General features: G+C 68.6%; 9 protein-coding genes. 7 read left to right on the forward strand and 2 right to left on the reverse strand.

The genetic code is table 11. The features are described 5' to 3' along the window. Nucleotides 1-85: 85 nt before the first annotated feature. Complete coding sequence (locus P1P70_RS30375) at nt 86-949, reverse strand: phosphatase PAP2 family protein (RefSeq protein WP_319243418.1); 864 nt, start codon at nt 947-949, stop codon at nt 86-88. A 132-nt stretch (nt 950-1,081) separates the two neighbouring features. Then, on the reverse strand, nt 1,082-2,116 hold the full coding sequence (locus P1P70_RS30380; protein WP_319243421.1) for a LacI family DNA-binding transcriptional regulator: 1,035 nt from the start codon (nt 2,114-2,116) through the stop codon (nt 1,082-1,084). Between the two features lie 466 nt (nt 2,117-2,582). Here P1P70_RS30380 and P1P70_RS30385 point away from each other — a divergent pair, with 466 nt between their 5' ends. The 7 genes from P1P70_RS30385 to P1P70_RS30415 form a co-directional block, all read left to right on the forward strand. Further along, nucleotides 2,583-3,854 (forward strand): extracellular solute-binding protein, encoded by a 1,272-nt coding sequence (locus P1P70_RS30385; protein WP_319243423.1) that lies wholly within the window; start codon nt 2,583-2,585, stop codon nt 3,852-3,854. 87 nt (nt 3,855-3,941) lie between these two features. Then, nucleotides 3,942-4,946: a carbohydrate ABC transporter permease gene (locus tag P1P70_RS30390; RefSeq protein ID WP_060884948.1), complete on the forward strand. Its 1,005-nt coding sequence runs from the start codon at nt 3,942-3,944 to the stop codon at nt 4,944-4,946. A 13-nt stretch (nt 4,947-4,959) separates the two neighbouring features. After that, entirely contained in the window at nt 4,960-5,883 is a 924-nt protein-coding gene (locus P1P70_RS30395; protein ID WP_319243426.1) for a sugar ABC transporter permease, read from the forward strand. Between the two features lie 228 nt (nt 5,884-6,111). Continuing rightward, nucleotides 6,112-7,845, forward strand: a complete 1,734-nt coding sequence (locus P1P70_RS30400) for a glycoside hydrolase family 13 protein (RefSeq protein ID WP_319243436.1) — start codon at nt 6,112-6,114, stop codon at nt 7,843-7,845. 126 nt (nt 7,846-7,971) lie between these two features. Then, nucleotides 7,972-8,226, forward strand: coding sequence for a hypothetical protein (locus tag P1P70_RS30405; RefSeq protein WP_319243428.1), 255 nt, complete (start codon nt 7,972-7,974; stop codon nt 8,224-8,226). A 295-nt stretch (nt 8,227-8,521) separates the two neighbouring features. Continuing rightward, the gene (locus P1P70_RS30410; RefSeq protein WP_319243431.1) at nt 8,522-9,904 is read left to right on the forward strand and encodes an alpha-amylase family protein; all 1,383 of its coding nucleotides are present in this window, start codon (nt 8,522-8,524) and stop codon (nt 9,902-9,904) included. Between the two features lie 112 nt (nt 9,905-10,016). Beyond that, nucleotides 10,017-12,197, forward strand: a 2,181-nt coding sequence (locus P1P70_RS30415) for an alpha-amylase family glycosyl hydrolase (protein WP_319243433.1), incomplete at its 3' end; no start/stop codon positions are given.

Raw genomic sequence — 12,197 nt, forward strand, 5'->3', positions numbered from 1 at the left:
CTGCCCCCGCCGCCCCGGCCTGGCGACGGTCCGGGGCGGCGACTCCCACCGCCCCGGACCCGCAGGTGACGCCCCCCGGCCGGGGCTACGCCTTGACCGGTTCCAGTTCCGGTTCCCGGATGTCTCCGGTCACCCGGCGTGGGAGCGCGTACGGCAGGGTTCCGTACCAGACGCGGGCCACGCCGTAGCCGAAGGCCAGGCAGATCATGCCGCCGACCGCGTCCAGCCAGAAGTGGTTGGCCGTGGCGACGATGACGACGAGCGTGAGCGTCGGGTAGAGCAGGCCCAGCACCCGCACCCACGGCACCGACGCCAGCGCGAAGATCGTGAGTCCGCACCACAGCGACCAGCCGATGTGCATGGACGGCATCGCCGCGTACTGGTTCGACATGTTCTTCAGGTCGCCCGAGGCCATGGAGCCCCACGTCTGGTGGACGACGACCGTGTCGATGAAGTTCTCGCCGGTCATCAGGCGGGGCGGGGCCAGCGGGTAGAAGTAGTACCCGACGAGGGCCACGGCGGTGGTGGCGAAGAGGACCAGACGTGTCGCCGCGTAACGACCCGGATGACTACGGTAGATCCACACGAGGACACCGAGCGTGACGATGAAGTGCAGGGTCGCATAGTAGTAGTTCATGCCGACGATCAGCCATGTCACCGAGTTCACGGAGTGGTTGATCGTCTCCTCGACCGCGATCCCGAGGTGGTGCTCCACCTTCCAGATCCAGTCGGCGTTCTCCAGCGCCTGCGCCTTCTGCTCGGGGACCGCGTTGCGGATCAGTGAGTACGTCCAGTAACTCACCGCGATCAGCAGGATCTCGAACCAGAGACGAGGCCTGCGCGGTACCCGCAGCCGGTGCAGGAACCTCTGCTCCGGCGCGCCCGTGACGGACCGCGGAGCGGCCTGCTCCCGGCCTTCCTCCAGTGTCGTCACGGTCGTTTCACCCATGGGCACAGAGTCTGCCAGAAATCCGGTACCCCACCGATCATCCTCTGGTCGGGTTCGTCACGCACGTCCGTCGGGGTGGCGCCGAGGGCCTTGTCCTCCGTACGTACCGCATCGTTCCCCCATATCTCCGTCTCAGGTACGAGAGCGGTCCCCAGGCGCCGAGGCGGTCGACCCCCGCACCACCAGTTCCGGCATGAACACGAACTCACTGTGCGGCGCCGGAGTCCCCCCGATCTCCTCCAGCAACGTCCGCACCGCCGCCTGCCCCATCGCCGGGACCGGCTTGCGGACGGTCGTCAGCGGCGGGTCGGTGAAGGCGATCAGCGGGGAGTCGTCGAAGCCGACGACCGAGACGTCGTCCGGGACCTCCAGCCCCCGCTGCCGTGCGGCCCGGATCGCGCCCAGCGCCATCATGTCGCTCGCGCACACCACCGCCGTGCAGCCCCGGTCGATGAGCGCCATGGCCGCCGCCTGGCCGCCCTCCAGGGTGTAGAGGGAGTGCTGGACGAGTTCGGACTCCACCGTCGCGGCCGCCAGCCCCAGCTGGTCCTGCATCGTGCGGACGAAGCCCTCGATCTTGCGCTGCACCGGCACGAAACGCTTCGGGCCCAGCGCCAGACCTATCCGGGTGTGCCCCAGTGACACCAGATGCGTCACCGCGAGCGACATCGCCGCCCGGTCGTCCGGCGAGATGAAGGGGGCCTGGACCTTCGGCGAGAAACCGTCCACGAGGACGAAGGGCACGCCCTGGGCGCGTAGTTGCTCGTAACGCTGCATGTCGGCCGAGGTGTCGGCGTGCAGCCCGGAGACGAAGATGATGCCGGCGACCCCCCGGTCGACCAGCATCTCCGTCAGCTCGTCCTCCGTGGACCCGCCGGGGGTCTGGGTGGCGAGCACCGGCGTGTACCCCTGCCGGGTCAGCGCCTGGCCGATGACCTGCGCCAGGGCCGGGAATATGGGGTTCTCCAGCTCGGGCGTTATGAGGCCCACCAGGCCCGCGCTGCGCTGCCGCAGCCGGACCGGCCGCTCGTAGCCCAGCACGTCGAGGGCGGCCAGGACGGACTGGCGAGTGGTCGCGGCGACGCCCGGCTTCCCGTTCAGGACGCGGCTGACAGTCGCCTCGCTGACCCCCGCCTGGGCTGCGATGTCGGCAAGCCGTGTGGTCACAGCACTGGACTGTACCGGCCGGACCTGCGCTTGCCCACCGGCCCGGCGTCGGGGGCGGGCGGGGGTGCGGCCCGGCGCGGGCTGCTGCGTCATCGCGGTCCCTCGTGATTCTTGTCGGTGTCCGTGGGGGCGCCCCGCGTGCGGAAGGGGTGGCCTTCGCAAGGCGCTGACAAGGTGATGATGGCCGCCCCCGCCGATGGTGGCAAGAGCTTGCAGAGTCTTGCACAGCCCGCCAAACCCTCGCTGAGCGGCGCGGATGGCAGGTTTCAGCCAAGTCGAGCGCAGGTCACGGGCCGGTAACCATCGCCCGTTGTTGCAATTTTTTGCAGCAAGGTCTTTCGTCGCGCTTACAACGCTGTTACGTTCGGCCACGCCCGGCGGCGGCGACGGCGCGGCCGGAACTCGGCAGGAGCGGCAGACGGGGCCCTCTGCCCAGCACACGGGCTTTCACCCTCAAGGAGATCTCATGCGGCGTGGCATAGCGGCCACCGCGCTGGTGGCGTCGATCGCCCTCACGGCGACGGCCTGCGGCGGAAGCGACAGCGGCGACTCGGCCGACGGTCCGGTCACCATCACCTGGTGGGACACCTCCAACGCCACCAATGAGGCGCCGACGTACAAGGCCCTGGTCAAGGAGTTCGAGGCCGCCCACAAGGACATCAAGGTCAAGTACGTCAACGTGCCCTTCGACCAGGCGCAGAACAAGTTCGACACCGCCGCCGGTGCCACGGGCGCGCCGGACATCCTGCGCTCCGAGGTCGGCTGGACGCCCGCCTTCGCCAAGAAGGGCTTCTTCCTGCCGCTCGACGGCACCGAGGCGCTCAAGGACCAGGACAAGTTCCAGCCCAACCTGATCAAGCAGGCCCAGTACGACGGCAAGACCTACGGTGTTCCGTTCGTCACCGACACCCTCGCGCTCGTCTACAACAAGGCGCTCTTCGAGAAGGCCGGTATCGCCGAGGCCCCCAAGAGCTGGGACGACCTGAAGAAGGCCGCCGCCACCATCAAGGACAAGACCGGCGTCGACGGTTACTGGGGCTCCACCCAGGCCTACTACGCCCAGTCCTTCCTCTACGGCGAGGGCACCGACACCGTCGACGTCGCGCAGAAGAAGATCACCGTGAACTCCGCCGAGGCGAAGAAGGCCTACGGCACCTGGCTGGACCTCTTCGACGGCAAGGGCCTGCACAAGGCGGACACCACCGCAGACGCCTACGCCCACATCCAGGACGCCTTCGTCAACGGCAAGGTCGCCTCGATCGTCCAGGGCCCGTGGGAGATCACCAACTTCTACAAGGGCTCCGCGTTCAAGGACAAGGCCAACCTCGGCATCGCCACCGTCCCGGCCGGCTCCAGCGGCAAGGCGGGCGCCCCGACCGGCGGCCACAACCTCTCCGTCTACGCCGGCTCGGACAAGGCGCACCAGGAGGCGTCGCTGAAGTTCGTCAACTTCATGACCTCGGCGAAGTCCCAGGAGACCATCGCCCTGAAGAACTCCACGCTGCCCACGCGCGACGACGCCTACACCGCCGAGGTGAAGGCCGACCCGGGCATCGCCGGCTACCAGACCGTCCTCGCCGCCGCCCAGCCGCGCCCCGAGCTGCCCGAGTACAGCTCCCTGTGGGGCCCGCTCGACACCGAGCTGCTCGCGATCGCCGGCGGCAAGGAGTCCCTGGACAAGGGCCTCGGCAACGCGGAGACCGCGATCGCCAAGCTGGTCCCGGACTACAGCAAGTGATCCCTGGGGGCCGGGCCGTCGAGCGGCCCGGCCCTCCAGCAGGCCCGGCCCCCGATCTTCCCGTGATCTTCCAGAAGGTGTCGAACGATGACAGTCGCCATCGACCGAGCGACCGGCAAGCGCCGAGGTGAACCCGGCGGGCGCCCGGGCCCGCTGTCGCGTCTGAGGCAGTCGTACCAGCGGTACTGGTACGCGTACGCGATGATCGCCCCCGTGGTCGTCGTGCTCGGCGTCCTGGTGCTGTATCCGCTGGCGCGCGGCCTCTACCTCACCCTCACCAACGCCAACAGCCTCAACTCGGCGCGCACCATCGGCGCCAACCACATCGAGGCGACCTACGAGTTCATCGGCTTCGACAACTACGCCGACATCCTGTGGGGCCCGACGTCGTACGACCGCTTCTGGTCGCACTTCATCTGGACGATCGTCTGGACGGCGCTCTGCGTCGCCCTGCACTACGTCATCGGCCTCGGCCTCGCGCTGCTGCTCAACCAGAAGCTGCGCGGCCGCACCTTCTACCGGCTGATCCTGGTCCTGCCGTGGGCCGTGCCCACCTTCGTCACCGTGTTCGGCTGGCGGTTCATGCTCGCCGACGGCGGAGTGATCAACGCCGGCCTCGAAGCACTGCACCTGCCGACCCCGCTGTGGCTGGAGGACACCTTCTGGCAGCGGTTCGCCGCGATCATGGTCAACACCTGGTGCGGTGTGCCGTTCATGATGGTCTCGCTGCTCGGCGGCCTGCAGTCCATCGACTCCTCGCTGTACGAGGCGGCGGAGATGGACGGCGCGAGCGCCTGGCAGCGCTTCCGCTACGTCACCCTGCCAGGCCTGCGCTCGGTCAGCTCCACCGTCGTTCTCCTCGGCGTCATCTGGACGTTCAACCAGTTCGCCGTCATCTTCCTGCTGTTCGGCGACACCGCGCCCGAGGCGCAGATCCTCGTGACCTGGGCCTACTACCTCGGCTTCGGGCAGCAGCCGCGTGACTTCGCGCAGTCGGCGGCCTACGGCATCCTGCTGCTGGCCATCCTGATCGTCTTCACCTCCGTCTACCGCCGCTGGCTGAACCGCGATGAGCAGCAGCTCGCGATCTGAGGCAGGAGCCCCCATGAGCACCACGACGCCCACGACGAACGGCAGGACCACGGCCGCCGAGAACCGGCCGGCCGCGTCCGCCCCCGCGGCGCCCCGGACCCGCCGCCGCGGCGAGAACAGCCTCGCCGGCTCCCTCGCCTCCCACACGATCCTCATCGTGGCGAGCCTGGCCGCGCTCTTCCCGATCGCCTGGCTGGTCTTCCTGTCCCTCGGACCGGACAAGGACGATTACCTGCATCCCGGGCGCATCTTCGGCAAAATGACCTTTGCCAACTACTCGCACGTGCTTCAGGAGACACCGTTCTTCGACTGGCTGGTCAGCACCCTCGTCGTCTCGCTCGGCACCACCGTCATCGGGGTGCTGATCGCGGCGACCACCGGTTACGCCGTCTCCCGCATGCGCTTCCCGGGCTACCGGAAGTTCATGTGGGTGCTCCTGGTCACGCAGATGTTCCCGGTGGCCGTCCTGATGGTGCCGATGTACGAGATCCTGTCGGAACTGCGGCTCGTCGACAGCTACCTCGGCCTCATCCTCGTCTACTGCTCGACGGCCGTGCCGTACTGCGCCTGGCTGCTCAAGGGCTACTTCGACACGATCCCCTTCGAGATCGACGAGGCCGGACGCGTCGACGGCCTCACCCCCTTCGGCACCTTCGCCCGGCTGATCCTGCCGCTCGCCAAGCCGGGCCTCGCCGTCGCCGCGTTCTACAGCTTCATCACCGCGTTCGGGGAGGTCGCCTTCGCCTCGACGTTCATGCTGTCCGACACGAAGTACACCTTCGCCGTCGGTCTGCAGAGCTTCGTCAGCGAACACGACGCCCAGCGCAACCTGATGGCGGCCACCGCCGTACTGGTCGCGATCCCCGTCTCCGCGTTCTTCTACCTCGTGCAGAAGAACCTGGTGACCGGTCTGACCGCGGGCGGCACGAAGGGCTGACCGCCGTGGCTGAGCCGCGAGGGCCGTCGGTTGTCTGCGGCTTCGTCGTGGCTGGTCGCGCCCCGCGGCGAAGCCGCTGATGTCACAGCCCCCGCGCCCCTTCGGGGCGCGGGTGGCGGTCACGGTGTCCATCCGACCCCGCCGGCACCGTGGCCGCCTCTGTCCCCGCCCTCCGCACCCGCTTCTGATACTTCCGAACCGATGACCCCGTTACGCACCAAGGACGCCATGAGCCAGCAGCACTCCGCAGCCGTTCCGGCCCCGACCTCTGCCCTCACCACCACCCCGCGCAGCGACTGGTGGCGCGACGCGGTGATCTATCAGGTCTATCCGCGCAGCTTCGCCGACAGCAACGGTGACGGCATGGGTGACCTGGAAGGCGTGCGGTCCCGACTCCCGTACCTGCGCGACCTCGGCATCGACGCCGTGTGGCTCAGTCCCTTCTACGCCTCCCCGCAGGCCGACGCCGGGTACGACGTCGCCGACTACCGCGCGGTGGACCCGATGTTCGGGTCGCTCCTGGACGCGGACGCCCTGATCCGGGACGCCCACGAGCTGGGCCTGCGCATCATCGTCGACCTGGTCCCCAACCACTCCTCCGACCAGCACGAGTGGTTCAAGCGGGCGGTGGCGGAGGGCCCCGGCTCGCCGCTGCGGGACCGCTACCACTTCCGTCCCGGCAAGGGCATCAACGGCGAACTCCCGCCCAACGACTGGGAGTCCATCTTCGGCGGGCCGGCGTGGACGCGGGTGACCGAACCGGACGGCACACCGGGCGAGTGGTACCTCCACCTCTTCGCCCCGGAGCAGCCCGACTTCAACTGGGAGCACCCGGCGGTCGGCGACGAGTTCCGCTCCATCCTCCGCTTCTGGCTGGACATCGGTGTCGACGGCTTCCGTATCGATGTCGCCCACGGCCTGGTCAAGGCGGACGGCCTCCCGGACCTCGGCGCCCACGACCAGCTGAAACTGCTGGGCAACGATGTCATGCCCTTCTTCGACCAGGACGGCGTCCACGCGATCTACCGCGAATGGCGCCTGGTGCTGGACGAGTACGCGGGAAACAAGGGGCCCGAAGGGCCTTCCGCAGAAGGGCGGTGGTGGGAGACGGGCGGGCGGATCTTCGTCGCGGAGGCGTGGACGCCGACGGTCGAACGCACCGCGAACTACGTCCGCCCCGACGAGCTGCACCAGGCCTTCAACTTCCAGTACCTGAGCACAAGTTGGGACGCCGTGGAGCTGAAGGACGTCATCGACCGCACGCTGGACGCGATGCGCCCGGTGAACGCCCCCGCGACCTGGGTGCTGTCGAACCACGACGTGACCCGGCACGCGACACGCTTCGCCAACGAACCGGGCCTCGGCACACAGATCCGCCTCGCGGGCGACCGCGCCCTGGGCCTGCGCCGCGCCCGCGCCGCCTCGCTCCTGATGCTGGCACTGCCGGGCTCGGCCTACGTCTACCAGGGCGAGGAACTCGGCCTCCCCGACGTCGTCGACCTCCCGGACGAGGTCCGCCAGGACCCCGCGTACTTCCGGGGCGCCGGCCAGGACGGCTTCCGCGACGGCTGCCGGGTGCCGATCCCGTGGACCCGCGCCGGTTCGTCGTACGGCTTCGGCTCCGGCGGCTCCTGGCTGCCGCAGCCCGCCGACTGGGCCGAGCTGAGCGTGGAGTCCCAGACGGGCGTCGCGGACTCGACCCTGGAGCTGTACCGCACGGCCCTGTCCGTCCGCCGCGAGCAACCCTCCCTCGGCGCGGGCGACTCGGTGGAGTGGCTGAAGGCCCCCGCCGGCGTCCTGGCCTTCCGCCGCGGCGACTTCGTGTGCGTCGCCAACACCACGAGCGAGGCGGTACGGATCCCCGCGTACGGCCGCGTCCTGGTCGCCAGCGGCGAGGTGACGGTGGCCGACGACGAGGCGAAGCTGCCGGGCGACACGACCGTCTGGTGGACGACGGGCTGACGATCGCGCGAGGACGCCGACCGTGCTGGGTACGCGGTCGGCGTCCTCGTGTGTCCCTGCCCCGGTGGCGGACCCGCTTCCCCAGCCGGACAATGGAGTTGCGCTCGGCAGGGAGGTGTGTCCCTCATGACGAGACCCAGCGAGCAGCGAGCCCCGGCAGAGCCCCGCTCCGGAACCACGTGGGATGTGTACTGCCCGGAGGAAGACCTCGCCGTCATCATGCTGTTCGACAGCGAGGACGACGCCGACCGGGGCGCGAGCGAACACAACGCCCAGTTCACCCCACCGCATACGGCCAGGGCGGTGCCGCACACGCCCGGCCCCGACCCGGATCCGCCGCCGCTCCCTACGGAAGCTCCGCGCGGAGCGTTCCCCACGTAGGGATTTCGGCTCCTCGCCTACGCGCCCATCTCCACGAGTTCATGGAGATGGGCGCCGCCATGACGTCGGCACCTTCCCCGTCCGGGACTCAACACCCCTGTCTGTGAAGAGATTTCGCGCGCGTGAAGAAGGTGTGTCCGGAGGGTTGACCGTTTGACAAGTGGACTCGTACCTTCCTTGCGGCTGAAAGTTTTCAGCCATCTTGCAGCAAGAATCCGCAACGGTTTTGCCGCACGGGCTCGTCCACGGCCCACGCACCCCCTTCGGACCCCTTCAACGGAGAAGGACCCCACACATGGCCAGCAGAACCCTCTCCGGCGCGCTCGCTCTCGCGGCCGGCGCGTCGATCGCGCTCGCGGTGCCCACGACGAACGCGTACGCCTCGCCCCCCGGCACCAAGGACGTGACCGCCGTCCTGTTCGAGTGGAACTTCGCCTCCGTCGCCAAGGAGTGCACCAACACCCTCGGCCCCAACGGGTACGGCTACGTCCAGGTCTCACCGCCCGCCGAGCACATACAGGGCGCGCAGTGGTGGACCTCGTACCAGCCCGTCAGCTACAAGATCGCCGGACGGCTCGGGAACGCCACCGCCTTCAAGAACATGATCGACACGTGTCACGCGGCCGGCGTCAAGGTCGTCGTCGACACGGTCGTCAACCACATGTCGGCGGGCAGCGGCACCGGAACCGGCGGCTCGTCGTACACGAAGTACACCTACCCCGGCCTCTACTCCTCCTTCGACTTCGACGACTGCACCGCCACCATCAGCGACTACACCAACCGCGCCAACGTCCAGAACTGCGAACTCGTCGGCCTCGCCGACCTGGACACCGGTGAGGAGTACGTCCGCTCGGCCATCGCCGGGTACATGAACTCCCTGCTCGGGTACGGCGTCGACGGCTTCCGGATCGACGCCGCCAAGCACATCCCCGCCGCCGACCTCGCCAACATCAAGTCGCGGCTGAGCAACCCGAACGCGTATTGGAAGCAGGAGGCCATCTACGGCTCCGGGGAGGCCGTGCAGCCGAGCGAGTACACGGGCAACGGGGACGTGCAGGAGTTCCGGTACGCCTTCGACCTCAAGCGGGTCTTCAACAACGAGAACCTCGCCTACCTGAGGAACTACGGGGAGGGCTGGGGGTACATGAGCAGCTCGTCCGCCGGCGTCTTCGTCGACAACCACGACACCGAGCGCAACGGCTCCACCCTCAGCTACAAGGACAACGCGAACTACACCCTCGCCAACGTCTTCATGCTGGCGTACCCGTACGGCGCGCCCGACATCAACTCCGGGTACGAGTTCACCGACCACGACGCGGGCCCGCCCAACGGCGGTGCGGTCAGCGCCTGTTGGCAGAGCGGCTGGAAGTGCCAGCACGCCTGGCCGGAGATCATGCGCATGGTCCCCTTCCGCAACGCCACCCGCGGCGAGGCCGTCACCAACTGGTGGGACAACGGGGGCGACGCGATCGCGTTCGGCCGGGGCGGCAAGGGCTTCGTCGCCATCAACCACGAGTCGAGCAGCATCAGCCGCACGTACCAGACCTCCCTCGCGGCCGGCACCTACTGCAACGTGCAGAACAACACGACGGTCACCGTGAACGGCTCCGGTCAGCTCACCGCGACCCTCGGCTCCAACACCGCCCTCGCGATCTACGCGGGCAAGACCAGCTGCTGACGGTCTTGTAAGCCCTTACCGTTACTTTCAAGACTCTTGCTGAAACGCTTTCGGCGGCGATACGGTCACGCGGGGTCGGACCCACCAAGCCGTCATCGCAAGGAGCCCATCTGTGATACCGAGATGGCCGACGCCGTCGAGGCGCCGCACCGCCCACGCCGGACGGACCGCCGTGGTCGGCGCGGTCACCGTGACCGCGCTGACCGCGGCGCTCGTCCAGCCCCTCACCGCCGGGGCCGCCACCCCGCCCGCACCGCCGTCCGACGCGAAGCTGGCGAAGAGCGCCGCCCGTCACGACCTCACCCGCGAGCAGTTCTACTTCGTCCTGCCGGATCGTTTCGCCAATGGGGACAGGGCGAACGACAAGGGCGGACTCACCGGTTCGCGCCTCACCACCGGCTACGACCCCGCCGACAAGGGCTTCTACCAGGGCGGCGATCTCAAGGGCCTGACCAAGAAGCTCGACTACATCAAGGGCCTCGGCACCACCGCCATCTGGATGGCCCCGATCTTCAAGAACCAGCCCGTGCAGGGGACGGGGGCCAACGCCTCCGCCGGCTACCACGGCTACTGGATCACCGACTTCACTCAGGTCGACCCGCACTTCGGCACCAACAAGGACTTGGAGACCCTGATCTCCAAGGCCCATGCCAAGGGCATGAAGGTCTTCTTCGACGTCATCACCAATCACACCGCCGACGTCGTCGACTTCGAGGAGAAGTCCTACGACTACCTCTCCAAGGGTGCCTTCCCCTACCTGACCAAGGACGGGAAGCCCTTCGACGACACCGACCACGCGGACGGGAGCGCGAAGTTCCCGAGCGTCGACCGGGACTCCTTCCCCAGGACCCCCGTCGTCCCGGCCGCGAAGAAGAAGACCAAGGTCCCCTCCTGGCTCAACGACCCGACGATGTACCACAACCGGGGCGACTCCACCTGGGCCGGCGAGTCCGCCACCTACGGCGACTTCGTCGGGCTGGACGACCTGTGGACCGAGCGTCCCGAGGTCGTCTCCGGCATGGAGAAGATCTACGAGAAGTGGGTCCGGGACTTCGACATCGACGGCTTCCGGATCGACACCGTGAAGCACGTGAACATGGAGTTCTGGACGCAGTGGGCCACCGCCCTCGACGCGTACGCCGCGAAGAAGGGCCGCGACGACTTCTTCATGTTCGGCGAGGTCTACTCCGCCGACACCTCCGTGACCTCCCCGTACGTCACCCAGGGCCGCCTCGACTCCACGCTCGACTTCCCCTTCCAGGACGCGGCACGGTCGTACGCCTCCCAGGGCGGCAGCGCGAAGCGACTGGCCCAGGTCTTCGGGGACGACTACAAGTACACGACGGGCCGGGCCAACGCGTACGAGCAGGTCACCTTCCTCGGCAACCATGACATGGGCCGCTTCGGGACCTTCCTCAAGCAGGACGACCCGAAGGCCTCCGACGCCGAACTGCTCGCCAAGGACAGGCTCGCCAACGAGCTGATGTTCCTCAGCCGGGGCAACCCGGTCGTCTACTACGGCGACGAGCAGGGCTTCACCGGCGCGGGCGGCGACAAGGACGCCCGCCAGACGATGTTCGCCTCGAAGACCGCCGACTACCTCGACGACGACCTGCTCGGCACGGACCGTACGCACGCCACGGACGCGTACGACACGAACGCGCCGCTCTACCGGCAGATCCGCGCGCTCGCCAAGCTCCGCAAGGCCCACCCGGCCCTCGCCGACGGCGTGCAGACCGAGCGTCACGCGTCCGACGGTGCGGGCGTCTACGCCTTCTCGCGGACCGACGCCCGCACCGGCACCGAGTACGTCGTCGCCTTCAACAACGCGGACGACGCCAGGACCGCGACCTTCGCCACCGGCTCCGCCCGTATGACCTTCGAGGGCCTCTACGGCACCGACGCCAAGGTGCGCAGCGACGCCGACAAGCAGGTCACCGTCACCGTCCCCGCCGGCTCCTCGATCGTCCTCAAGGCCGCCGGCCCCCTCGCGAAGCCCGCCACCAAGCCCACGCTCACCCTCAAGGCCCCGGCCGCCGGGGCCACCGGCACGGTCGAGGTCGCTGCCGATGTGGACGGCGGACACCTCAACCGGGTCGTCTTCGCCGCCCAGGTCGGCAACGGCGAGTGGCAGACCCTCGGCTCCGCCGACCACGCCCCGTACAAGGTCACCCAGACCCTCGGCGAGGACGTACCCGCCGGAACCGCCCTGCGGTACAAAGCAGTGGTGATCGACCGAACCGGACGTACGGCGAGCGCCACCGCGACCTCCACCACGGGCACCCCGCCCGCC

This window comes from Streptomyces sp. MB09-02B (genome assembly GCF_033794485.1).
Lineage (GTDB): Bacteria > Actinomycetota > Actinomycetes > Streptomycetales > Streptomycetaceae > Streptomyces.